Origin of the sequence: Roseococcus sp. SDR (genome assembly GCF_019083995.1) — a bacterium.
Taxonomy (GTDB): Bacteria; Pseudomonadota; Alphaproteobacteria; order Acetobacterales; family Acetobacteraceae; genus Roseococcus.
The window spans coordinates 105453-128276 of record NZ_JAHRCU010000010.1 but is presented as its reverse complement, the minus strand read 5'-3'; the positions used below and the strand labels follow the sequence as shown (position 1 = coordinate 128276).

Genomic DNA, 22824 nt, shown 5'->3' with positions numbered 1-22824 from the left:
AAAGCGCAGATAGTCACTCAAGGCCGCGCATGAACTCGTTGCGCGGCCGCACCGGGGAGACCTCCATGCAACGCCGCGCGCTGCTCGCCGCCACCGCACTCATGCCGTTCGCGGCCCGGGCGCAAGGCTTTACCCCGCAGAACCCGGAATGCATCGCGCCCGCCGCCCCGGGCGGCGGCTTCGACCTGACCTGCCGGCTCACGACGCGCATGCTGAACGAGACGGGCATCGTGACGCAGCCCATCCGCACGCAGAACATGCCGGGCGGCATCGGCGCCGTCGCCATCAACCACATCAATGCGCAGCGGCGGACGGATGCGAATGTCATCGTCGCCGTCTCCACCGGCTCCTGGGTGAACATGGCGCAGGGGCGCTTTGGCCGCTTCGCCGAGAACGACGTGCGCTGGATCGGCGCCATCGGCGCGGATTACGGCGTGATCGCGGTGCGGCGCGACAGCCGCTTCACCAATCTGGGCGAGCTGATGGCCGCACTCCGCGCCGACCCCGCCAGCGTGCCGATGGGTGCCGGCGGCGCCGTGGGCAGCCAGGACTGGCACAAGGCAGCGCTGATCGCCCGTGCCGCCGGCGCCGACCCCCGCCGCATGCGCTACGTGCCCTTCGAGGGCGGCGGGCAATCCATGGCGGCCCTGCTGGGCGGACATATCCAGGTCTTCCCCGGCGATGCCTCCGAGGTGCGTGGCCAGTTCGAGGCGGGCGAGATCCGGCTGCTGGCCGTGCTCTCCGCCCAGCGCCTGCCGGGCGCGCTGGCCCAGGTGCCGACGGCGCGCGAGCAGGGCGTGGAGGTGGATTGGCCCATCGTGCGCGGCTTCTACGGCCCGCCGCAGATGCCGGACGCCGCCTACAACTTCTGGGTGGATGCCATCCGCCGCCTGCAGGCCAATCCGGCCTGGCCCGAGGCGCGCTCCGCGCAGGGGCTGTTCGAGTTCAACCTGGTCGGCGCCGAATATGCCGAGCTCGCCAAGCGCCGCACGGCCGAGTTCCGGCAGCTCGCGCGCGAGGTCGGGCTGGTGACGCAGACACAATGACGGCCGGGCGGCTGCTCGGGGTTTTCCTCGTCGCTCTTGCCGCGCTGGCCATCTGGTCGGCGCAGTCGCTCGAGGTGCCCTTCGCGGCCGACCCGCTGGGGCCGCGCGCCTTTCCCTCCACCGTCGCCCTGCTGATGGGGCTTTGCGGCGCGCTGCTGCTGGTGCCGCGCGGGCCGGCCTTTGAGATGCCGGAACGCAAGGCGGCGCCGCCGCTGCTGGTGCTGGTCATGGCCGCCTATGCGCTGCTGCTGGTGCCGCTGGGCTTCCTGGTGGCGACCGCCCTGCTCGCCATCGGCGTGGCGCTGCTCTTCGGCGCCCGTCCGCTCGCCGCCATCGGCACGGGGCTCATCACCAGCGCGGTGCTCTGGGCCTTGTTCGACCGCGTGCTGGATCTGCCCCTGCCGAAAGGATTCCTCGGCGCATGATGGAAACCTTCGCCGCGCTGGGTGGCGGCTTCGCCGTGGCGCTCCAGCCCACCAACCTGTTCCTCGCACTGATCGGCTGCATCATCGGCACCGCGATCGGCGTGCTGCCGGGCATCGGGCCGCTGAACGCCATCGCGCTGCTGCTGCCCTTCTGCCTCGCGCTCAAGCTGCCGCCGGAATCGGCTCTGATCCTGCTGGCCGCCGTCTATTACGGCTCGGGCTATGGCGGGCGGATCACGGCGATCCTGCTCAACATGCCGGGCGAGCCCTCGGCCGTGCTGACCACGCTGGATGGGCACCCCTTGGCCAAGCAGGGGCGCGGGGGAGCGGCGCTCGCCATCTCCGGGATCGGCAGCTTCGTCGGCGCCACCATCGCGGTGGTGCTGATGAGCTTCCTCTCGGTGCCGCTCGCGCGCGTCGCCGTCGCCTTCTCGCCGGCCGACTATGTCGCGCTGATCGCCTTTGCGCTCTCCTTGCTCGGCGCGGTCGGCGGGGGTTCGGCGCCCAAGGCCTGGGCGGCGGGGTGCCTCGGCATCCTGCTCGCCATGGTCGGCATCGATTCCGGCACCGGCGTCGAGCGCTACACCGCGGGCTCGATGGAGTTGCTGGGGGGCCTGGATTTCACCGTGCTCGCCATCGGGCTCTTCGCCATCGGCGAGATCCTGCTGCTGATCGAGACGCGCATCCGGGCCGAGGCCGCGAAGCTCGGGCATGGCCAGCGGCTGACCTTCGGCGAAATCCTGTTCTGCCTGCCGGCGATGTTCCGCGCCACCGGCATCGGCTTCGTCATCGGCGTGCTGCCGGGCGCGGGGGCTTCGGTGGCCAGCGCCCTCTCCTACACCGCCGAGAAGCGGCTGAACGAGAACACGGGCAAGTTCGGCCAGGGCGACATGCGCGGCGTGGCCGCGCCCGAGACGGCGGACAATGCCGCGCAGATCGGCAACCTCGTGCCCATGCTCTCGCTCGGCATTCCGGGCTCGGGGACGACGGCCGTGCTGCTGGGTGCGCTCTTGATGTACAACATCACGCCGGGGCCGCTGCTCTTCGAGCAGAAGCCGGATGTGGCCTGGGGCCTCATTGCGTCGATGTATATCGGCAATTGCATGCTGCTGCTGCTGAACCTGCCCTTGGTCGGCATCTTCGCGCGGCTGCTGACGGTGCCGGCCTGGGTGCTCTATCCGGGCGTGCTGGCGCTGAGCTTCGCCGGCGTCTATGCCGCCAGCAATTCCGCCTTCGACCTGCTGCTGGCCATCGGCTTCGGCATCATGGGCTGGGCCTTCCGCAAGCTCGACGTGCCGCTGGTGCCCATCATCCTGGGCTTCGTGCTGGGGCGCATGCTGGAGGATAATCTGCGCCGCGCCATGTCGCTCTCGGATGGGGATGTGATGGCGCTGGTCGCCTCGCCCGTCTCCATCGCGCTCTGGGTGATGACGCTGGGCGCGCTGCTCTGGCCGCTGCTGGCGCGCCGCCGCGCGGCCTGACCTTGGGGTGTTGAAGCGCGCCGCCCCGGCGTGTAGGACTGGCGACATGCGGGCGTGGTGGAACTGGTAGACGCGCCGGACTCAAAATCCGGTTCTGGTGACAGAGTGTCGGTTCGATTCCGACCGCCCGCACCACATCCTTTCGCGCATGACCTCCGACGTCATTGCGAGCCGGTCCGCCCCCGCTAGTCTGGCCATGTGACCCGCCCCCGCCCCGCCGCGCCCTTCGGCCCGCTCCTGCGCCATTGGCGCCAGCTTCGGCGCCTCAGCCAGCTCGAGCTGGCGCTGGAGGCGGGCATCTCCGCGCGACACCTCTCCTATCTGGAGAATGGCCGCGCGGCGCCAAGCCGGGAGATGGTGCGGCTGCTGGGCGCCAGCCTCGACCTGCCACTGGATGCGCAGAACACGTTGCATGGGGCTGCGGGCTACGCGCCCCCTTTCCCGCCGCAGGACCTGGATTCCACCGGCTTCCAGCATGTGCGCCAGGCGCTGGACTTCATCCTGCGCCAGCAGGAGCCGCATCCTGGCCTGGTGCTGGATGGCGGCTGGGAGATCCGGCTGCGCAACGCCGCGGCGGGGCGCGTCTTCGCGCCCTTCCAGGCCGCCTATGCGATGGAGGAGCGGCACCGCGGCAATGCCATGCATGTGGTCTTCCACCCGCGCGGGCTGCGGCCCTTCATCGCGAACTGGGCGGAATTCGCGGGCCACATGCTGCAGATCCTGCTGCGCGAGGCCGCGCAGGGCGGCGCGGCGGCGGCCCGGCTGCTGGCGGAGCTGCAGGCCTATCCGGACCTGCCGGCCGGCGCGGCAGCCCCCGGCAGCGGCCCCGTGGCCACGCTCAAGCTCGCCCTGGGCGAGCTGCGGCTCAACTACTTCTCGACCTTCACCACCTTTGCCATGCCGCAGGACGCGGCGCTGCAGCAGCTGAAGATCGAATGCTTCTACCCGGCCGACGATGCCACGGCCGCCCATGCCCAGACCCCGTGACGGAGACCGCCATGCCAGAGGCCCTCGACGAACTGCGCGCCCTCAATGCACGCTTCATCCACAATTTCGTGACCAATGACGTCACCGGGCACGATGCCATCCTGCACCCGGCCTTCCTCTGCATCTCCAGCAGCGGCCGGCGCATCAACCGGGCGGATTACCTGGTCGGCTGGGCCACCGGCTTCGATCCGGAGGTCTATCTGCACTGGGACACGCGCGATGAGCAGATCACCGTGCTTTGCGATGTCGCGCTGGTGCGCGCCACCAACAAATGGGTGATGCGCGAGGGCGGCCGCGAGACCAGCGGCATGACCGCCTATACCGACACCTATCTGCGCGAGGGCGGGCGATGGCTCTGCATCCAGGCGCAGCTCACGCCCGTGGCGCCCGAGCATTTCCCGAGCGATGCCAGCGTCGTGAACCTCTACCTCAAGGGCGTGAAGCAGATGTGAGGCGCCTCAGGCGGCCTCGCCCGCCGCCCAGCCGCTCGCCCAGGCCCATTGGAAATTATAGCCGCCAAGCCAGCCGGTGACGTCGACCGCCTCGCCCACGACGAAGAGGCCGGGAACCGATTTCGCCATCATCGTCTGCTGCGAGAGGGCGGCCGTGTCCACGCCGCCCAGCGTGACCTCGGCCTTGGCGTAGCCCTCGGTCGTCGCGGGGATGAGGCGCCAGGATTTCAGCAGGTTGGCGAGGCTGATCAGCGCGCGGTCCTGGAGGTCGGCCATGCGCTGGCCCGGCAGATGCCGCTCGGCCAGCGCCTGGGCGAGGCGCGCGGGCAGGAGGTCACCCAGCGCCGTGCGGGGCTCGGCCTTGGGGCGGGCGCGCTTGGCCGCCAGCAGCAAGCCCACCGCGTCCTGGCCGGGCAGAAGGTCGAGCGTGATGGGCTCGCCGGGGTGCCAGTAGGAGCTGATCTGCAGGATGGCGGGGCCGGAGAGGCCGCGATGGGTGAAGAGCATCGCCTCGGGGAATTTTGCCGCGCCCGCCTTCGCGAGAATGGGCAGCGAGACGCCGGCCAGCGGCTGCATCAGCGCCAGTTCCTCGCCGCCGAAGGCGAAGGGGACGAGGCCGGGGCGGCGCTCCACAAGGCCGAGGCCGAAGCGCCTGGCCACGTCATAGGCGAAACCCGTCGCGCCCATCTTGGGGATGGAGAGGCCGCCGGTGGCGAGCACGAGCGAGGGCGCGGAGACGGCGCCGCGATCGGTGGTGACGGTGAACTCCGTGCCGCGGGTGATGTCGGTGACGCGCGTTTCGAGGCGCAGTTCCACGCCCACCGCCTCGGCTTCCGCCAGCAGCATGGCCACCACCTGGCGGGCCGAGCCGTCGCAGAAGAGCTGGCCGAGCGTCTTCTCGTGCCAGGCGATGCGGTGTTTTTCGATGAGGGCGAGGAAGTCGCGCGACGTGTAGCGCGAGAGGGCCGAGCGGGCGAAGGCCGGGTTGGCGGAGAGGAAGCGCTCGGGGCGGATATCGCGGTTGGTGAAGTTGCAGCGCCCGCCGCCGGAGATGAGGATCTTCTTCCCCGGCGCCTCGGCATGGTCGAGCAGCAGCACGCGCCGCCCGCGCTGCCCCGCGCGGATGGCGGCCATGAGGCCTGCGGCACCGGCGCCGATGATGATGACATCCTGGGGGTTCATGGCCATCCGGTCGGAGATGCAAGAACCTGAGGTTCTTGCCGGGGTCGAGGGGCGGAGCCCCTCGGTTTCTCAAAGTCCGTAGCTGACCCTGCGCGTGTTCGACGCGCGCAGGTTCCGCAGCCGCGCCAGCGCCCAGAGCGGAAAGATCCGCCGGTAGCCGTGGTAGCGGAGGTAGAAGACGCGCGGGAAGCCGGTGCCCGTATAGTCCTCTTCCGGCCAGTCGCCGTCTTCCTTCTGGTGCTGCATGAGCCAGGCGGCGGCGCGGCTGACCGCCTCGTGCCCGGCCTCGCCGCATGCCATCAGGGCCAGCATGCCCCAGGCGGTCTGGCTGGCCGAGGAGGGGGCGGGCTGGCGCGGATCGGGGCGGGTGCCGCCACGGGCGGGGTAGCTCATGCCATCCTCGCCCCAGCCGCCATCGGGGTTCTGGGTCTTGAGCAGCCAGGCGACGGCGCGGCGCATCGCGTCATGCTCGGGCGGCAGGCCGGCGGCGTTCAGCGCGGTGACGGCCGACCAGGTGCCGTAGATGTAATTCACGCCCCAGCGGCCATACCAGGAGCCATCGGCCTCCTGCTCGCGCAGCAGGTATTCGATGGCGGCCTTGGAAGCGGCGTCCTCGCCGCGGCCCAGCTGCGCCAGCATGGCGAGGCAGCGGCCCGAGACATCGGCCGTCGGCGGGTCGAGCAGCGCGCCATGGTCGGCGAAGGGGATGTGATTCAGGTAGTGGAAGGTGTTGTCGGCGTCGAAGGCGCCCCAGCCGCCGCCGCGCGACTGCATGCCCACCGTCCAGTCCGTGGCACGCTGGATCGCGCCGTCCAGGCCCGTGTCGGTGGGTGCGGCGGCGCGGTAGCGGTCCATCGCCAGCACGACCACGGCGGTGTCATCCACGTCTGGGTAGTGCGCGTTCTCGTACTGGAAGGCCCAGCCGCCGGGCTGGAGGTCGGGGCGCTTCCAGGCCCAGTCGCCGCGCACGTCGCGGATTTCCTTGGAGAGGAGCCAGTTGAGGCCGCGGCCCACGGCCTCGCGCTCCACCTCGCCGCCCGCTTCCAGCAGGGCGTGGCTGACGAGCGCCGTGTCCCAGACGGGCGAGAGGCAGGGCTGGACGTAGGTTTCGTCCGTGCCGGCACGTTCCTCGACCAGCTTCTCGATGGCGGCCCAGGCGGTGAGCATGCGCGGGTCATCCTGCGCGACACCCAGGCAGTGATACATGAGGACGGCATTGGCCATGGCGGGGTAGATGGCGCCCAACCCGTCCTCGCCGTTCAGGCGCTCGGTCACGAAGCGCTCGCAGGCCTCCTCGGCGCGGGCGCGGTGATTGCGCGGGAAGAGCATGCGGGCGCGGTGCAGCGCGCCATCCAGCGCCTTGAAGAGCGAGGCCCAGGGCTCGGCCTGGTGGGCGCCGCCGGGCCAGTCCTTCACCTGCTCGGGCGGCGTGCGGAACAATTCGTCGATGGTGACGCCACGCGGGTTCTGCGCTTCCGGGCGGCGGGCCATGACGACGGTCAGCGGGACGAGGACGGTGCGCGCCCAGTAGCTGATCTTGCTGACATGGAAGGGGAACCAGCGCGGCAGCAGCATGATCTCAGGCGGCATCATCGGCACGGCGCGCCAGGGCACCGCGCCGAACAGCGCCAGCGCCGCACGGGTGAAGACATTGCTGCGCTCGGCCCCGCCGGCGGCGAGGATCGCCTCACGCGCCTCGGTCATATGCGGGGCGTCGGGCGCGTCACCGATCAGACGGAGCGCCAGGTAGGCCTTCACCGAGCAGGAGATGTCGAGCGGGCCGCCATGGAAGAGGGGCCAGCCGCCGCCCGTGTTCGCGCGCTGCTCGGCCTGGATGCGGCGGAGGTAGCGGCCGATCCGCGCCTCCTTCTCCGGCTGAACATGGCCGAAGAAGTGATGCAGCATCAGGTATTCGGAGGGGATGGTGGCATCCGCCTCGAGTTCGAAGACCCAATGGCCGTCGGGCCGCTGGCGGGCGAGGAGGTGGCGCGCGGCGGCGGCGACCGCCCTGTCCAGCGGATCGTTCGCCTGACCGTCATGCCCTGCATGCGGGTGCGGATGCGCCCCCGCTGTCAGGTTCGGCATGATGTTCAAGTGGCGATACCCCTCACCCCTGGTCCGGAGTCGAATCTCTCGACCCTTCCGATAGGGCATTTCAGCCCCATGCCGGAAGGGTGGAAGCGCGTGTGTTGCCCTGTCTTCATTCGCGCGACAAGGCCTCGCCCTTCCAGAAGCCGCCCCGGCCCCGCCATTCGGCCCAGGCGGAATCGAGGGTGAAGAGCAGGTAGACCGCGGCGATCAGCGGCAGGGCGATGGCGCGCTCGGCCGCCAGGCCATAACGGCGCAGCATGGGGGCGAAGGCCAGAACCATGGCGCACCAGGCCGCAAGACCCAGCCATTTCGCCGCCCCCGTCGCGAAGATTGCAAGCAGCGGGGGCGCCAGGAACACCAGCCCCATGGCGAGCACCATGCCCAGCAGCAGGGCGGGGTTGTAGCCGAGTTGCGCATAGGCGGTGCGCGCCACCATGGCGCGGATGGTGCCGAGGTCATCGTAGCTGCGGAGCGAGCGGACGCGCTCCGTCAGGCCGAGCCAGATGGGCGAGCCGCCGCGCTTCATCAGCCCCGCCAGGGCGCAGTCATCGATGATCCGGCCGCGGATGGGGGCCAGGCCGCCGCGGGCCTCGAAGGGCTCGCGCCGCAGCAGCACGCAGCCGCCGGCCGCGGCCGCCGTGCGGGCCGCGGGGTCGTTCGACCAGCGGAAGGGGTAGAGCATCTGGAAAAAGAAGACGAAGGCGGGGATGGTCCAGCGCTCCGCGGCACTTTCGCAGCGCAGGCGGGCCATGAGGGAGACGAGGTCCAGGCAACCGGCCTCGGCCCGCTGGACGAGGCGGCGCAGGCTGTCCGGCGCATGGACGATGTCGGCATCGGTGAACAGCAGGAATTCGTGGCTGCGCCCGGACACGGCCTGGAGCCCCTGCTGAAGCGCGTAGAGCTTGCCCGACCATCCCGGAGCGCGGCCCTGCCCGTCCAGCACCTCGGCGCCGGCGGCGCGGGCCAGGGCGCCGGTGTGGTCCGTGCTGCGATCATTCACGACGAGGATGGAGAAGCGTCCGGGATAATCCTGCATGGCAAGACTTCGCACCGTCGCGCCAATGGTTTCAGCCTCGTCGCGCGCGGGGATGATGACCTGCACCTCGGGCCAGCGCTCTGGCTCGGGAAGGTCGGCGGCGTCGCGGTCATCGTCGCGGGCGCGCCAGAACATGCCGCGCCCGAAGAGCAGGACGGCCCAGGAGAGGCAGGCGGCGAGCGCCAGCCAGATCACTTCTTCAGCATCCCCGCCTGCTCGAACCAGGCGATGGCGTCGCGCACGCCCTCCTGCCAGGGGCGCGCGGTGAAGCCCAGCACGCGCTGCGCCTTGGCGGAGGAGAAGAACATGTGGTGGCCGGCCATGCGCAGGCCGTCCAGCGTCAGCATCGGCTCCTTGCCGGTGAAGCGGGCCATCGTCTCGGCCATCCAGGCGAGCGGGAAAAGCGGCGCGCGCGGCAGGCGGATCGGCGGGCGGTGGCCGCGTTCGGCGGCGATGAAGCGCAGCATCTCGGCCAGGCTCACATCCTGGCCACCCAATATGTGCCGTTCGCCGGGCGTGCCGTGGTCCAGCGCAGCCACCACGCCGGCCGCGCAATCGGCGACATGGACGAGGTTGAGGCCGGTCTCGACATAGGCCGGCATGCGGCCGAGTGCGGCTTCCAGGATCACGCGGCCGGTCGGCGTCGGCTTCACGTCGTAGGGGCCGATCGGGGTGGAGGGGTTCACGATGACGGCAGGGAGGTTGGCGCGCTCCACCATCGCCTCCACCACGCGCTCGGCCTCGGTCTTGCTCTGCTTGTAGGGGCCGATCGCCTCCTCCGGCATGGCCCAGTCCTCCTCCGTGGCCGGGGTGCCGTCGGGGCGCGGGCGCAGCGTCGCGACGGAGGAGACATGGACGATGCGCGGCACGCCGGCCTCGAGTGCCGCCTGCATCACGGCGGCGGTGCCGATCACGTTGGTCTCGCGCATCTTGCCCGGGTTGGGGACGAAGATGCGGTAATCCGCCGCCGCATGGATGACGCCACCGACACCGGCCATGGCGTAGATCAGGCTCTTCTGGTCCGTCACCGTGCCGAGCGCATAGGAGATGTCGAGCCCTTCCAGGCCGCGGCGCGGCGCCTGCGGACGGACCAGGGCGCGGACCGCATGGCCCTGGGCCAGCAGGGCGCGGGCGAGGGAGGCGCCGAGGAAGCCGGTGGCGCCGGTCAGCAGGATGGTGGTGGGCGGCATGCGGCCTTGTGGCCGAGGTGACGCTTGTGGTCCAGGGGCGTTCGTTACGAAATCGGCTCGAAATGCCGCCGAATTCCGCCTGCCCGCCCGAAGGGCTATAGGGCGCGCATGATCGCCCGCCGAATCCTGCTGCTCTCTCCGCTCCTCCCCCTGGCCGCCCCGTCGGCCGCGCTCGCGCAATCGGCCGCGGCCGAGGTGGTGGAGCGCTTCCACGCCGCGCTCATCGCCGTGATGCGTGATGCGCAGCGGCTGGGCGTGCGCGGGCGCTATGACCGGCTGGCGCCCGTGATGGGCCAGGCCTTTGATCTCGCGGCGATGACGCGCATTTCCGTCGGCCCTCCCTGGACCGGCTTCTCGCAGCCGGAGCAGGCGGCGCTGACCGAGGCCTTCACGCGGTGGTCCATCGCCACCTATGCGGCCCGCTTCGACGGATTCTCGGGCGAGAGCTTCACCACCACCGGCACGCAGGTGCAGCCCAATGGCGATGCGCTGGTGCGCACCACGCTGAACCGCACCGGCGGGCAGGAGCCGGTGCTGCTCTCCTACCTGCTACGGGGCAATCCGCCGCGCATCGTGGACATCTACCTGACCGGGACGATCAGTGAGCTGGCCTCGCGCCGGGCCGAGTTCACGACGCTGATCCGCGAGGGGGGTGCGGAGCGGGTCACCCGCGAGTTGCAGGCGCGGACAGCGCGGCTGCTGGGCGGGTGAGCCCGCTGGCCGCCCGCATCCACGGCGCGCGCTTCTGGCTGCGAGATGCCCGCGCGCCCGCCTGCCTGCTGGATGCTCCGCCCGGGCCGGTGGACCGCGAGGGGCTGGTGCGCCTGGATCTGCGGACGGAGGACGGGCGCATTGCCGCCATCGCGCCGCCGGGGACCGCGCCGGCAGATGCACCAAGCCTGGAGGGCGGGCAGCTCTGGCCCGGCTTGGTGGATGCGCACACGCATCTCGACAAGGGGCATATCTGGCAGCGCGCGCCCAACCCCACGGGGGATTTCGCCGGTGCGGTGAGTTCCGTGATGGCCGACCGCGCGGCGCATTGGGCCGAGGCCGAGATGGAGGCCCGCGCCGATTTCTCGCTGCGCTCGGCCTACGCGCACGGCACGGTCGCCATCCGCACGCATCTGGACAGCTATCTGCCGCTGGCGCGGATGAGCTGGCCGCTCTTCACCCGGCTGCGCGAGGCCTGGGCCGGGCGGATCGCGCTGCAGCTCTGCTCCATCGCGCCGCTGGAACGCTTCGATGGGGAGGAGGGCGAGGCGCTGGCCGATCTCGTGGCGCAAGCGGGCGGCGTGCTCGGCATGGTGACGCGCCTCGCCGGCGGTTTCGGCACACCCCTCCCCGATGACTTCCAGCCCCGGCTCGACCGCTTCTTCGCGCTGGCCGAGGCGCGCGGGCTCGACCTCGACCTGCATGTGGATGAGAGCGGCGAGACCGGTGCGCGGGCGCTGCGCGAGATCGCCGCCACCGCGCTGCGCCGCCGCTTCCCCGGGCGCATCCAGGTCGGGCATTGCTGCGCGCTGACGCTGCAGCCCGAGGCGCATCAGCGCGAGACGCTGGCGCTGATGAGCGAAGCGCGGATGCGCGTGGTCGTGCTCCCCATGTGCAACATGTATCTGCAGGACCGCATGGCCGGCCGCACGCCGCGCTGGCGGGGCGTGACCCTGGTGCATGAGATGCGAAAGGCGGGGGTTCCCGTCTCGCTCGCCTCGGACAACACGCGGGATGGGTTCTACGCCTATGGCGACCTCGACATGATGGAGGTCTATCGCGAGGCCACGCGCATCCTGCATCTCGACCACCCCTTCGGCGACTGGCCGCGCGCGGTCACCGCCGACGCTGCGGATGCGATGGGGATCGAGGCCGGTCGGCTCAGCATCGGCGCGCCGGCCGACCTGGTGCTGTTTCGCGCGCGCCACATGACGGAGCTGCTCTCGCGCCCGCAATCGGATCGCGTGGTGCTGCGCGGCGGGCGGGTCAGTGACGCCGTGCCGCCCGATTGGCGCGAGCTGGACGGCTTCGTCAGGGCGTGACCGGGACCGGCCGCGCCTCGCTCTCCGACCAGAAGGTGACCGGCAGATGGCCGCGGCCGGTCGCCGCCAATTCCCGCGCGAGGCGCTGGGCAAGGCGCAGCCCCTCGGCCTCATGCGCCGCCGACTCGGCCTCGCTCCAGCGCGGCGTGGCATCCATGCCCATGCCCTCGTCGTAATCCAGCGCCCAGGCGTGGAGGTCGAGCGCGAGTGCCCAGGAGAGGCCGAATTCCTGCGGGTTGACGGGCTGGTGTCCCTGCCCGTCCGAAAGCCAGAGGGCATCCACCTGCTGCTCGGCCATGACGCGCACCGCCGTCGCACCATGCCGGGTGAGGCGCGGCCAGGGCACCGGCTCGAAGCGCAGCGGGCAAGGGGCGAGGCGCGCGGCCAGCTGCTCGAAGACCCATTGCCCTTCGGCGGCCATCCGGGCCGCGCCATCGGGTGCGGTGAAGCCGCAGCGATGTGGATCGGCCGGGTCCCCCACCTCGCGGAAGACGCCCAGCCAATGCCGGAGGGCGTCCCGATCCGCCTCGGTCAGCATGTCGGGCGGGAGGGAATCGAGGACGGGGCGCCGGGTCTCCGTCTCGAAGAGCGCGCCCTCATTCCAGGAGGGCGAGAGGAGGAAGGCGGCGTGGCGCAACCGCTCATCCGCCATGGGCAGTTCGGGCGGCGGTGGCTCATCGGGCCGTGGCAGGTCCAGCGGCGGCGTGGCGGACGGTGCCCTGGGCATGCCGCGCAGCAGATGCGCCGCATAGGCGACGAGCCCGAGGGCCAGCAGCGCCGCCAGGGCCAGCACCGGCCAGGGCTCGGAGCGCGCGTCGCGCAGCCATCCCGCCGACGCCGCGGCGAGGACGAGCAGCGTGACGGCGGCGTAGAGCATCAGGCTGCGGCCCCGCTGCGTCAGCGTGGCGGCATCGGGCGGATCGCCCGGATCGACAAGGCGGGGTGCCAGGAGGAAGACATAGAGCGCATGCAGCCCGAAGGTGATCAGGAACAGCACCGCGGCGAGGTTCAGCAGCGCCATGAGCGCGATGCCGCCAAGGCCGACCAGCACCAGCAGGGTGAGCTGGATCCAGACGCGCCGTTCCTCGGCGCGCGTCTCCTCGGAAGCAGGCTCTCCGAGCGCCTGGAGGGCGCGCGTCAGCAGCAGGTCCATCGCGCAGCGGCGCAGGCCCGCGATTGCGCCCAGGGCGTAGAAGGCGCCGAGGAGGCGCAGGATCAGCCCGGCGAAATCCTCCATCGCCGCACTCAAGGCCGGGCGGGCGTGATCTCGAAGGGATGCGCGGCGAGGAAGGCCGCACCCGCGCGCAGCACCAGCGAATCCATGAGGCGCGGGCCGGCGAATTGCAGGCCGACGGGCAGGCCCTCGCGGCTCAGCCCGCAGGGCACGGAAATCGCCGGGCCATGCGAGAGGTCGAAGGGGTAGGAGAATTCCGCCCAGACCAGCCAATCCCAGGGGTGCTGCGGCCAATGCGCGGGGATCTGGCGGCCGACATCGAAGGCGGCGACGGAGGCGCTGGGGGTCACCAGCAGGTCGAAACCCGCTTCCTCGAACCAGGCGTTCACGGCGGCGGCATAGGCGATGCGGCGGCCTTGCGCGGCATGCGCGTCCATGAAGCCGTAATGGCGATAATCCTCGGTGCAGGCGACCAGGCCCGGGTCCATCTGCGCCGCCTCCTCGGGCGTCTTCGCCAGGAAGGGGCGCATGCCGAAGCCCCAGATGTCGCGCTCCAGCGCAGGGCCGGTGGGGCCCCAGGGGGGCGTCACCTGTTCGACCCGGGCGCCCAGGCCTTCGAGCTTGCGCACCGCATCCGCGACGGCGGCGGCCACATCCGGGTCCACGCGGGCATGGCCAAGATCGGGGCTATAGGCGATGCGCAGGCCCTTGAGGCCGCCGGGTTCGATCCCGGGCGCGAAGCGGTCCGGCAGGGTGGTGTGGTCCAGCGCATGCGGGCCGGCGATGACGGAGAACATCAGCGCCGCATCCTCGACGCTGCGCGTGATGGGCCCGGCATGGGAGAGCGCGCCATTGTTGGGCACGGGCACATAGGGCACGCGCCCATAGCTGGGCTTGAAGCCGACCACGCCGCAGAAATGCGCGGGGATGCGGATGGAGCCCGCGCCATCCGTTCCGAGATGCAGCGGCGCGCAACCCGCGCCACACAATGCCGCGGCGCCGGAGGAGGAGCCGCCCGCGGTGCGGCCATGCATCCAGGGATTATGCGTGCTGCCGGTGAGCGGGCTGTCGCTCACCGCCGTCCAGCCCTGTTCGGTGCTGGTGGTCTTGCCGAGCAGGATGGCGCCGGCCGCGCGCATGCGCGCCGAGACGGGGGAATCCACCTTGGCCGGCGCGGGGTCCGTCAGGCGCGAGCCGCGCCGCGTGGGCAGGCCCGCGATGGATTGCACATCCTTGATCGTCGCCGGCACGCCATGCAGGGGGCCCAGTTCCTCGCCGCGCATGATGGCGAGTTCCGCCGCGCGGGCGGCGGCGCGCGCCCCTTCCGCATCGAGCGCGGCGAAGGCGTTGAGATGCGGCTCCTTCGCCGCGATCCGCTCCAGCACCGCCTCGGTGATCTCGAGCGGCGAGGCGCGCTTCGTGCGCACCAGCGCCGCGAGCTCGACCGCCGAGGCGGTCGCCAGGTCAATTGTCGCCATAAGTGGTCTTGTAGCTCTCGGTCATCACCTCATCGAGCCTACGGCCGGGCGTGAAACCCGCAAGGCCCGGCGGGAAGGGAACGCCCGGCAGCAGCCGCGGGCAGGGTTCGGCGGCGCCGATCACCTGCGTCACCGGGAAGCGCGCCGCATAGATCGGCAGCGCGTAGTCCTCCTCCTCATCGCCCACGCCCTTGCTGCGGATCTTGCCCGAGGCCTCCTCGATCTCCATGCCGATCACCATGGTCGCCTTCAGCTCCTGCGTGGTGCTGGGGCGGAGCGTCGCGTTGCGGCCGGGGTAGAAGCGCTCGATCATCAGGTCGAGCGCTTTCGCCTTCTCGTCCAGGTCCTCGATGATATGCGCGCTGCCGAAGCACATGGCCGAGCGGTAGTCCACCGAATGGTTGAAGCCGCAGCGCGCCAGCACCAGGCTGTCGAGATGCGTGACGGTAAGGCAGACGGGCAGGCCCGGCTTCTGCACGCGCAGCATGCGGCTGGCGGAGGAGCCGTGCCAGTAGAGCTTGTCGCCCTCGCGCCAGAAGGCCGTCGGCGTGCAATAGGGCTGGCCGTCGATGATGTAGGCGATGTGGCAGAGCATCGCGGCGTCGAGGATGGCGTAGACGCTCTCGCGGTCATAGCGGCCGCGCTCGTGCAGGCGGCGCACCTTGTTGCGCTCGGTGACGGGGAAGCTTGTGGTCTCGGTCATGGCGGGGCCCTTGGCTGGCTTGCGATGGAGCCATCAGACCGGGCCGATTGGTCCGGCGCGAGGGCCAATTCCGGCTTGCGGGGCTGGTCCAATTCGCGCCTAAGCTGCCACATGGCCGCCCTGCCCGACCTTCTGCTGGACCTCGACCGCGCGGGCAGCGTGCCGCTGCTGCGCCAGCTCTATCTGGAGCTGCGGCGCGCGATCCTGGCCGGCGTGCTGCCGCCGGGTGCCAGGCTGCCGGCGACGCGCGCGCTGGCACTGCAGCTGGGGGTCGCGCGGAACACCGTCGTCGCCGCCTATGACCAGTTGCTGGCCGAGGGCTTCATCGAGGGGCGGACGGGCGCGGGCAGCTATGTCTCGCGCGATCTTCCCGAGGGGCTGGAGGCGCGGCCCGCGCCGCCTGTCGCGGCCCCCCTGCCTGCGCCGATCCCGAACATGGCGCAGCCAGGGACCGCGCCCTTCAACACCGGCCGCACCGCCTGGGATGAGCGCACGGCGCGCATCTGGCGGCAGCTCACGCTGCGGCGGGTGCAGACGCCCGACCCCGCCATGCTGGGCTATGGCGACCCGCAGGGCGCGCGCCCGCTGCGAGAGGCGATCGCGGCCTATCTGGGCGCCGCCCGCGCGGTGCGCTGCACGCCGGAGCAGGTGGTGGTGACCTCCGGCGCGCAGCAGGCGATCGGGCTCGTGCTGCGCGTGCTGCTGCGCGCAGGCGACGCCGCCTGGCTGGAGGATCCGGCCTATCCGGCAGTGCGCGCGGCGCTGGCTGATGCGGGTGCGCGGATCATCCCGGTGCCGGTGGATGGCCAGGGGATGGTGGTGGGCGCCGGCGTCAGCGCCGCGCCGGAGGCGCGCCTCGCCTATGTCACGCCCTCCTCGCAATATCCGCTGGGCGTCACCCTCTCCATGGCGCGGCGGATGGAGCTGCTGGCCTGGGCGCGCGGCGCGGGCGGCTGGGTGATCGAGGATGATTACGACAGCGAGTTCCGCTACGCCGGCCGCCCGTTGGCCTCATTGCAAGGCGTGGATGAGGCGGGGCGCGTCATCTATATCGGCACCTTCAGCAAGGTCCTCTTTCCCGGACTGCGGCTGGGTTACGCCGTGCTGCCGCCGGAATTGCTGCAGCCCGTCCTTGCCGCCCGCCTGCTGGCCGATTGGCACCCCGCGACGCTGCAGGAGGGCGTGGTGACCGACTTCCTGGCCGAGGGGCATTTCGCCCCGCATCTGCGCCGCATGCGCCAGCACTATCGCGCGGCGCGCGACACGCTGGTGGAGGCGCTGACGCGCGAATGCGGGGATGCGCTGGAGGTCGAGGCGCCGGAGCAGGGGATGAAGCTGATCGCGCGCCTCGCACCTGGCCTGGCCGATACCGAGATCGCCGCTGCTGCCGCCGCGCGCGGCGTGATCGCGCGCGCGGTGAGCCCCATGTATCTCGCCGCGCCGCCGGTGCAGGCGCTCATGCTGGGCTTCACCGGGCACGAGCCCGGCGCGCTGCGCTGGGCGGCGAAGACCCTCGCGGCCTGCCTGCGCTGACCGCTACAGCGTCAGCCCGCCATCCACGACCACGGTCTGGCCCGTCACCATCGCGGCCCCGGCCAGCAGGAAGACCATGACTTCCGCCAGATCTTCCGGCTCGCAGCGGCGCTTGAGGACGGCGCTGTCAATCGAGCTGGCGCGCTCCTCATTGGTCCACTCCACCGTCCAGCTGGAATTCACCGCGCCGGGCGCGATGGCGTTCACCCGCACCTCGGGCCCCAACCCGCGCGCCAGGTTCTTCGTCAGCGAGATCACGCCCGCCTTGGTCGCGCCATAGGCCATGGAGGAGCCGGCCGAATTGATGCCGGCGATGGAAGCGACCGAGACGATGGCGCCGCGCGTCTTCTTCAGATGCGGCGCCGCCGCCTTGGAGCAGCGGAACACGCCGAGCAGGTTCACCTCGATCACCGTGGCCCAGAGCTCTTCCGTCAGCCGCTCCAGCTCGGTCGGCTTGATCGTCGTGCGCGTGCCCGGCGTGCCGGCATTGTTCACGAGGTAGTCCAACCGGCCCAGGTCGCGCGCCGCCTGCTCCACCATGCGCGGGCCGTCCTCGGCATCGCCCACATTGCCGGGGGCGGAGATCACGTCGAAGCCCTCGGCCGTCAGGGCCGCCACCTGCTCCAGCCCGCGCGGATCATCGGCCAGGTGGTTGATGGCGACCTTGCAGCCATTCTTCGCCAGCATGCGCACGGTGGCGAGGCCGATGCCGGAGGCGCCGCCCGTCACCAGCGCCGCCTTGCCCTTGAGGTCGTAGCTGATCATGCCTTGTTCGCCTTCACGTCGAAGCCCGCCATGTATCCGATCTTGCGCAGGCTCTGCTTGAGCTGGATGAGCTTGCGGTCGCGCTCCTCGAACAGCTCGGCCGGGGGCCGGCCTTCCCAATCGTAATAGCCGCGGCCATCCATCACGCCACCCATGCCCTTGGCCACCAGCGCATCCATGCTCGCACTTCCGCCCTTGTCCTCGGGGGGCGTGTACATCTTGTTGCGGGCCGCGTGCTGCAGCATGGGCAGGCCGGTGAAATCCGCCTTGGCCATGACGCCGATGATGTTGAGGCGCAGGCCGATGCCGTGCAGCACGGCCGCATCCACCTCCTGCGCCGTCGCATAGCCCTCATCGATCAGCATCTGCACCTCGGCCTGGACCGCGGCCTGGATGCGGTTGGCGATATAGCCGGGGATGAATTTGCGCATGACGATGGGGACCTTGCCCATCGCTTCCACCACCGCCTTCACCTCCTGCAGCACCGCCTCCTCCGTTTCGGCATGCGGCACGAGGTCCACCAGGTCCACGAGGTAAGGCGGCGTGTACCAATGGGCGATCAGCGCGCGCTTCAGGCGATGCGGCGGCATCAGCGGAAACACGTCGAGGTAGCTGGTGTTGCTGGCCCAGATGGCATTGGCCGGCGCGCAGGCATCGAGGCGCGCATACATCTCGCGCTTGGCCTCGGGGTTTTCCACGATGGCCTCGACGATGAGCTCGGCGCCCTCGACGCATTCCTCCAGCGTCGCATGCCGCGTGCAGGCCTGCGCCAGCTGCGCGCTGCCCCAGCCCGTCGGCGCCTCGCCCACCTCCTCCAGTGTCGCGAGCGCCTTTTCCATCAGCACCTGGGCGCGTGCGAGCGTCGCCTCGCTCGCATCCGTCAGGCGCACCTGGTGGCCGCCCATGGCGAAAACCAGGGCCAGCGCATGGCCCATGGTGCCGGCGCCGATCACGGCGACGCGGAGTTGCTTTGGCATGGATACCCTCCCTCAAGAGAAATCGGGGGCTTTGCCCCCGAGCCCCCAGCAGGGAACCAGTTCCCTGCACCCTGTCAATTGAAGGTCCAGGAAACCTGTTTCCTGGTGGGGGGAGCGCGAGGGGGGCAAAGCCCCTCTCGCATCACCGCTTGCGAAGAAGGTATCGCTGCCGGCCATCCATCACGAGGACGCCCGCCTGGTTGTGGACGGTGGAGGCCAGCCCCAGCACGCCCGTCGTCCGGCCCGGCGTCAGCTCATCCACCGTGAGCGTGGCGTAGAGCGTGTCCCCCACATAGACCGGATGCAGGAAGCGGCTGGACTGTTCGAGAAACCCCTTCAGACTGTCCTCGATCAGGAAGGGCAGCATCCCGGCACCCGCCGCCGTCTGGATCAGCACCTGGAAGCCATGGGCCAGCATATGCGGCATGCCGCGCGCGCGGCAGAACTCCACGTCGTAGTGGACGGGGTGGTTGTCGCCGCTGGCGGCCTGGAAGGCGAGGAAGATCGCCTCCGTCATGGTGCGGCTGGGCAGGCGGAACTGCTCGCCCAGGGTAAAATCCTCGAACCAGCGCTGCGGCGCCATCCGGTGTTCGCGGGGGTCGAAGCTCACAGATAGCCCATCCGCGCATCGCGCGCGGCCGCCTCCGACGCGCGCTGGTCGGGCGGGCCGAAGCCGCCGCCGCCGGAGGTCTCGAGCCGCACCACATCGCCCTGGCGCAGCGGCAGGTTGTCGGTCTTGGGCGGGATAGCGCTTTCCACGCCGTCGCGGCGCAGCACCAGCGCGCCCTTGGCCGCGGGGCCGCCGCCGGCCAGGCCATAGGGGGCGTGGTCGAAGCGGTCCATGTTGCTGGTGAAGAAGCAGGCCGGGCTGTCGATGCGCCATTCGCGGATCAGCCCCAGGCCGCCCCGGAAGCGCCCCGCCCCGCCGCTGCCCTGGCGCAAGCCGTAGCGCATGATGGTGAGCGGCATCTGCGCCTCGATCATCTCGATCGGGATGTTGCTGTTGTTGTGCATGCCGGACGCATAGGCGTTCACGCCATCCTTCGCCGGATGCCCGCCCGAGCCGCCGATCTCGATCTCCACCAGCACTTCGCGCGTCTCGGCCACGGTCTGGAAGGTGGTGACGTAGGAGTTGCCGTAATAGGCGGCCGGGATGATGTCCGGCACCGCCTGATGCAGCGCGCCCATCATGGCATTCAGCAGCCGGTGTGTGACGGCCACGCGATGCGCCACCGGCGCCGGGTGGCGGGCGTTCACCACCAGGCCCTCGGGCGCGATGACGCTGATCGGCCGGTAGCAGCCCGCACTCATATGCAGCGACGGGTCGGCGCAGCACATGAGCGAGAACATCACCGCCGCATTGGTGCTGGCGAGCGTCGCATTGGTCGGCCCCGCCACCTGCGGGCCGCAGCCGGAGAGATCCACGCTTGCCGTATCGCCCGTGATGGTGATGGCGACATGCAGGCGGATGGGGACGCCCAGCGCGATGCCGTCATCATCGAGGAAATCCTCGAACTCATAGGTGCCGTCGGGCATGCGGGCGATGGCGGCGCGCATGCCGGCCTCGCTCATGGCGAGGATGCGGTTCCCCGCCTCCAGCATCGCCGCCGCGCCATAGCGGCGGGCCAAGCGCAGGATGGCGGCGGCGCCGACATCAAGGCTGGCGAGCTGCGAGGAGAGATCGCCCAGCAGCAGGTCGGGCTTGCGGATGTTCTGGCGGATCATCGCCCAGACGCCGTCATTGCGGACGCCATTGGCGATGATCTTCACCGGCGGGATGCGCAGCCCCTCCTGGAAGATCTCCGTGGCCTTGGCGGCATAGCTGCCGGCGGCGAGGCCGCCCACATCAATGTGGTGGCAGAGCGTGCCGACAAAGGCGATGCGCTGCCCCTCATGGAAGACCGCCTTGAAGGCCAGGATGTCCGGCAGGTGCTGGCCGCCGCAATAGGGGTCATTGGTGATGACGACATCGCCCTCGCCCCAGGCGTCGCGCGGCACGTGGTTCGCCAGCAGCTCGCGCAGCGCGTGGCTCATCGAGTTCAGATGGCCCGGGATGCGCGCGGATTGCGCGAGGTTCCAGCCCTCGGCGTCGAAGACGGCGGTGGAATAGTCGAGCAACTCGCGCACGATGGTGCTGCGGCTGGTGCGCCAGACGGTGACGTCCATTTCGGCCGCAGCGGCGTTGAGCGCGTTGCGGATGACCTCGATCTCGATCGGTCCGAGTGTCATGGGATTTTCCTCGCGATCACGGCGCCTTCAGGGTCGAGGCCGGCCCGCCAGCCCGGCGAAATCACATGGGTGGCGAAGGCTTCCTCCACGATGGCGGGGCCTTCGATCACGTCCTCGGCGTGCAGCGCCTCGCGCCGCCAGACGGGCCAGCTCGCCGCACCGCCCTGCTGCCAGACCTGGCGTGTGCCGGGGGGCATGCGGGTCGCGGGCGGGATGGGCGCGGCTTCGGCGGGCTTGGGCAGGCGGCCGATGGCGGCCATGCGCAAGGTCACGATCTCCACCTTCTCCTCCTCGGCGGCGTAGGAGAAGCGGGCGCGGTGCTCGGCATGGAAGCGCGTGAGCAAAGCGGGCAGGTCGGGCGCCTCGGGCCAGGGCACCAGCAACTCGAAGGCCTGGCCGTGATAGCGGAGATCGGCGGAGATTTCCGTGGCGCGCATCTCCTCCGGCACGCCATCGGCATCGAGCCGCGCCACCGCCTCGGCGCGCATCGCGGCCAAGGTCGCTTCGATCTCGGGCAGCGAGGCGGGTTCGGCCGGCAGCAGGCGGGAGCGCGCCATGTCCTGCACGAGATCCGAGAAGAGGATGCCATAGGCGGAAAGCGTGCCGGGCTCACGCGGGAAGATCACCTCCGTCATGCCCAGCTCATCCGCCACTTCCGTCGCATGCAGCCCGCCCGCCCCGCCGAAGGAGAGCAGCGCAAAATCGCGCGGGTCGAGACCCTTCTCGAAGAGCGAGAGGCGCACCGCGGCGGCAAGGTTCACATTGGTGACGCGCATCACGCCCTCGGCCGCTTCCTCGACCGGGAGGTTGAGCGGCACGCCCACATGCTCCGCCATGGCGGCGCGGGCGGCGTCCAGCTCCAGCGCCATGGCGCCGCCCAGGAAGAAATCGGGGTCGAAGCGGCCCAGCACGGCGTTCGCATCGGTCACGGTCGGCTGCGTGCCGCCGCGCCCATAGCAGACGGGGCCCGGGCGTGCGCCCGCCGAGCGCGGCCCGGCGGTGAGGCGGCCCGAGGCGTCCACGGCCGCGATGGAGCCGCCGCCCGCGCCGATGGTGCGCATCTCCACCATGGGCAGGCGCACCGGCAGCCGGTCCACCTCGCCCTGCGTGACGAGGCCGATGCGGTGATCCTGCACCACGCTCACATCGAAGCTGGTGCCGCCCATATCCACGGCGACGAGGTTGGGGCGCGCGAGCCGGCGCGAAAGGCGCTCGGCCGCCAGCGCCCCGCCCGAGGGGCCGGAGAGCAGCAGCCGCGCGGGCTGTTCGGCGGCGCGCTTCAGGCTGCACATGCCGCCATTGGACTGCACGAGGAAGATGCGCGGCGCGAAGCCCCCCTCCCCCACCCGCGCCTCCAGCCGCGCGAGGTAGCGCTGCACGACCGGCATGAGCAGCGCGTTCAGCACGGTGGTGGAGAGGCGTTCGTATTCGCGGATCTCGGGGCTGATCTCGCTGGAGAGGCTGATGGGCACGTCCGGCAGCGCGGCCCGCACCGCGTCGCGCAGGGCCAGCTCATGCGCCGGATTGGCATAGGCATGCAGCAGGCCGATGGCGATGGCTTCGGGCTGCAATTCCTTGAGCCGCGCGATGACGGTCGAGACATCACCCAGCGGCGTTTCCACGCTGCCATCGGCGCGCAGGCGCTCGGGTACGCCGAGGCGCATGTCACGTTCGATCAGGCAGGGCAGCGGGTCGGGCGCCAGGCCATAGACGTCACGCCGGAAGTGGCGGGTGATTTCCAGCACATCCTCGAAGCCCGCGGTCGTCAGCAGCACGCCGCGCGCGAGCTTGCGCTCAAGCACGGCATTGGTCGCGATGGTCGTGCCATGCAGCAGCAGGCCGACATCGGCGAGCGCGAAGCCGAAGCGCTCCGCCGCCTCGCGCACGCCGGTCATCAGCCCCTCGGAGGGGTCGGCCGGCGTGGTGGGGGTTTTCCAGGCGACCACCCGGCCCGCCTGTGCCCCTGGGCGCGCATCGAGGATCTGCAGGTCGGTGAAGGTCCCGCCGATATCGACGGCGATGCGGACGGGCCGGGTTTCCAT

General features: G+C 70.8%; 20 protein-coding genes and 1 tRNA gene. 9 read left to right on the top strand and 12 right to left on the bottom strand.

The genetic code is table 11. From position 1 onward, the window contains the following. Positions 1 to 65: 65 nt before the first annotated feature. From KTR66_RS13235 to KTR66_RS13210, 6 genes are all read left to right on the top strand, one after another. Entirely contained in the window at positions 66 to 1046 is a 981-nt protein-coding gene (locus tag KTR66_RS13235; RefSeq protein ID WP_213613079.1) for a tripartite tricarboxylate transporter substrate binding protein, read from the top strand. Next, positions 1043 to 1471: a tripartite tricarboxylate transporter TctB family protein gene (locus KTR66_RS13230; protein ID WP_213613078.1), complete on the top strand. Its 429-nt coding sequence runs from the start codon at positions 1043 to 1045 to the stop codon at positions 1469 to 1471. The genes KTR66_RS13235 and KTR66_RS13230 overlap by 4 nt, the downstream gene beginning before the upstream one ends. Further along, entirely contained in the window at positions 1468 to 2952 is a 1485-nt protein-coding gene (locus tag KTR66_RS13225) for a tripartite tricarboxylate transporter permease (protein ID WP_213613077.1), read from the top strand. Before KTR66_RS13230 ends, KTR66_RS13225 begins: the two co-directional genes overlap by 4 nt. Before the next feature lie 48 nt (positions 2953 to 3000). Next, positions 3001 to 3087, top strand: a tRNA-Leu gene (locus KTR66_RS13220). Between the two features lie 63 nt (positions 3088 to 3150). Then, on the top strand, positions 3151 to 3939 hold the full coding sequence (locus KTR66_RS13215) for a helix-turn-helix transcriptional regulator (RefSeq protein ID WP_213613076.1): 789 nt from the start codon (positions 3151 to 3153) through the stop codon (positions 3937 to 3939). Between the two features lie 11 nt (positions 3940 to 3950). Next, positions 3951 to 4391: a nuclear transport factor 2 family protein gene (locus KTR66_RS13210; protein WP_213613075.1), complete on the top strand. Its 441-nt coding sequence runs from the start codon at positions 3951 to 3953 to the stop codon at positions 4389 to 4391. Between the two features lie 6 nt (positions 4392 to 4397). Here the strand turns inward: KTR66_RS13210 and KTR66_RS13205 are convergent, their stop codons facing one another. From KTR66_RS13205 to hpnA, 4 genes are all read right to left on the bottom strand, one after another. Next, positions 4398 to 5573, bottom strand: a complete 1176-nt coding sequence (locus KTR66_RS13205; RefSeq protein WP_213613074.1) for an NAD(P)/FAD-dependent oxidoreductase — start codon at positions 5571 to 5573, stop codon at positions 4398 to 4400. 69 nt (positions 5574 to 5642) lie between these two features. Continuing rightward, positions 5643 to 7658: a squalene--hopene cyclase gene (shc, locus tag KTR66_RS13200; RefSeq protein WP_213613168.1), complete on the bottom strand. Its 2016-nt coding sequence runs from the start codon at positions 7656 to 7658 to the stop codon at positions 5643 to 5645. A 115-nt stretch (positions 7659 to 7773) separates the two neighbouring features. Next, positions 7774 to 8895 (bottom strand): glycosyltransferase, encoded by a 1122-nt coding sequence (locus KTR66_RS13195; RefSeq protein ID WP_213613073.1) that lies wholly within the window; start codon positions 8893 to 8895, stop codon positions 7774 to 7776. Beyond that, positions 8892 to 9890, bottom strand: coding sequence for a hopanoid-associated sugar epimerase (gene hpnA / locus KTR66_RS13190; RefSeq protein WP_213613072.1), 999 nt, complete (start codon positions 9888 to 9890; stop codon positions 8892 to 8894). The genes KTR66_RS13195 and hpnA overlap by 4 nt, the downstream gene beginning before the upstream one ends. Before the next feature lie 108 nt (positions 9891 to 9998). Between hpnA and KTR66_RS13185 the strand changes: the two genes are divergently transcribed. Continuing rightward, a complete protein-coding gene (locus KTR66_RS13185; protein ID WP_213613071.1) occupies positions 9999 to 10601 on the top strand; it encodes an ABC transporter substrate-binding protein in 603 nt (200 codons plus the stop codon). Then, a complete protein-coding gene (locus KTR66_RS13180) occupies positions 10598 to 11923 on the top strand; it encodes a cytosine deaminase (RefSeq protein ID WP_371819118.1) in 1326 nt (441 codons plus the stop codon). Before KTR66_RS13185 ends, KTR66_RS13180 begins: the two co-directional genes overlap by 4 nt. Here KTR66_RS13180 and KTR66_RS13175 read toward each other — a convergent pair. The 3 genes from KTR66_RS13175 to KTR66_RS13165 are packed head-to-tail and all read right to left on the bottom strand — an operon-like array spanning position 11913 to position 15278. Next, a complete protein-coding gene (locus KTR66_RS13175) occupies positions 11913 to 13160 on the bottom strand; it encodes a hypothetical protein (protein WP_213613070.1) in 1248 nt (415 codons plus the stop codon). The two genes, KTR66_RS13180 and KTR66_RS13175, sit on opposite strands and share 11 nt — an antisense overlap. Before the next feature lie 8 nt (positions 13161 to 13168). Then, positions 13169 to 14575, bottom strand: coding sequence for an amidase family protein (locus tag KTR66_RS13170; protein ID WP_213613069.1), 1407 nt, complete (start codon positions 14573 to 14575; stop codon positions 13169 to 13171). Beyond that, positions 14562 to 15278, bottom strand: a complete 717-nt coding sequence (locus tag KTR66_RS13165; protein WP_213613068.1) for a pyridoxamine 5'-phosphate oxidase family protein — start codon at positions 15276 to 15278, stop codon at positions 14562 to 14564. Before KTR66_RS13165 ends, KTR66_RS13170 begins: the two co-directional genes overlap by 14 nt. 111 nt (positions 15279 to 15389) lie before the next feature. On the opposite strand from KTR66_RS13165, the gene KTR66_RS13160 reads away from it, so the two are divergent. After that, entirely contained in the window at positions 15390 to 16811 is a 1422-nt protein-coding gene (locus KTR66_RS13160; RefSeq protein ID WP_213613067.1) for a PLP-dependent aminotransferase family protein, read from the top strand. Between the two features lie 3 nt (positions 16812 to 16814). Here KTR66_RS13160 and KTR66_RS13155 read toward each other — a convergent pair whose 3' ends face one another. From KTR66_RS13155 to KTR66_RS13135, 5 genes are all read right to left on the bottom strand, one after another. Beyond that, positions 16815 to 17576, bottom strand: coding sequence for an SDR family NAD(P)-dependent oxidoreductase (locus KTR66_RS13155; protein ID WP_213613066.1), 762 nt, complete (start codon positions 17574 to 17576; stop codon positions 16815 to 16817). Then, a complete protein-coding gene (locus tag KTR66_RS13150) occupies positions 17573 to 18553 on the bottom strand; it encodes a 3-hydroxyacyl-CoA dehydrogenase family protein (protein WP_213613065.1) in 981 nt (326 codons plus the stop codon). Before KTR66_RS13150 ends, KTR66_RS13155 begins: the two co-directional genes overlap by 4 nt. A gap of 142 nt (positions 18554 to 18695) precedes the next feature. Further along, positions 18696 to 19163, bottom strand: coding sequence for a MaoC family dehydratase (locus KTR66_RS13145; protein ID WP_371819117.1), 468 nt, complete (start codon positions 19161 to 19163; stop codon positions 18696 to 18698). Beyond that, positions 19160 to 20782, bottom strand: coding sequence for a hydantoinase B/oxoprolinase family protein (locus tag KTR66_RS13140; RefSeq protein ID WP_213613064.1), 1623 nt, complete (start codon positions 20780 to 20782; stop codon positions 19160 to 19162). Before KTR66_RS13140 ends, KTR66_RS13145 begins: the two co-directional genes overlap by 4 nt. Further along, positions 20779 to 22824, bottom strand: a complete 2046-nt coding sequence (locus tag KTR66_RS13135; RefSeq protein WP_249732093.1) for a hydantoinase/oxoprolinase family protein — start codon at positions 22822 to 22824, stop codon at positions 20779 to 20781. The genes KTR66_RS13140 and KTR66_RS13135 overlap by 4 nt, the downstream gene beginning before the upstream one ends.

Coding starts and splice junctions, on each gene's coding strand:
- KTR66_RS13235 (WP_213613079.1), top strand. CDS start 66: ATGCAACGCCGCGCGCTGCTCGCCGCCACCGCACTCATGCCGTTCGCG.
- KTR66_RS13230 (WP_213613078.1), top strand. CDS start 1,043: ATGACGGCCGGGCGGCTGCTCGGGGTTTTCCTCGTCGCTCTTGCCGCG.
- KTR66_RS13225 (WP_213613077.1), top strand. CDS start 1,468: ATGATGGAAACCTTCGCCGCGCTGGGTGGCGGCTTCGCCGTGGCGCTC.
- KTR66_RS13210 (WP_213613075.1), top strand. CDS start 3,951: ATGCCAGAGGCCCTCGACGAACTGCGCGCCCTCAATGCACGCTTCATC.
- KTR66_RS13205 (WP_213613074.1), bottom strand. CDS start 5,573: ATGAACCCCCAGGATGTCATCATCATCGGCGCCGGTGCCGCAGGCCTC.
- shc (WP_213613168.1), bottom strand. CDS start 7,658: ATGCCGAACCTGACAGCGGGGGCGCATCCGCACCCGCATGCAGGGCAT.
- hpnA (WP_213613072.1), bottom strand. CDS start 9,890: ATGCCGCCCACCACCATCCTGCTGACCGGCGCCACCGGCTTCCTCGGC.
- KTR66_RS13185 (WP_213613071.1), top strand. CDS start 9,999: ATGATCGCCCGCCGAATCCTGCTGCTCTCTCCGCTCCTCCCCCTGGCC.
- KTR66_RS13175 (WP_213613070.1), bottom strand. CDS start 13,160: ATGGAGGATTTCGCCGGGCTGATCCTGCGCCTCCTCGGCGCCTTCTAC.
- KTR66_RS13170 (WP_213613069.1), bottom strand. CDS start 14,575: ATGGCGACAATTGACCTGGCGACCGCCTCGGCGGTCGAGCTCGCGGCG.
- KTR66_RS13165 (WP_213613068.1), bottom strand. CDS start 15,278: ATGACCGAGACCACAAGCTTCCCCGTCACCGAGCGCAACAAGGTGCGC.
- KTR66_RS13160 (WP_213613067.1), top strand. CDS start 15,390: ATGGCCGCCCTGCCCGACCTTCTGCTGGACCTCGACCGCGCGGGCAGC.
- KTR66_RS13155 (WP_213613066.1), bottom strand. CDS start 17,576: ATGATCAGCTACGACCTCAAGGGCAAGGCGGCGCTGGTGACGGGCGGC.
- KTR66_RS13150 (WP_213613065.1), bottom strand. CDS start 18,553: ATGCCAAAGCAACTCCGCGTCGCCGTGATCGGCGCCGGCACCATGGGC.
- KTR66_RS13140 (WP_213613064.1), bottom strand. CDS start 20,782: ATGACACTCGGACCGATCGAGATCGAGGTCATCCGCAACGCGCTCAAC.
- KTR66_RS13135 (WP_249732093.1), bottom strand. CDS start 22,824: ATGGAAACCCGGCCCGTCCGCATCGCCGTCGATATCGGCGGGACCTTC.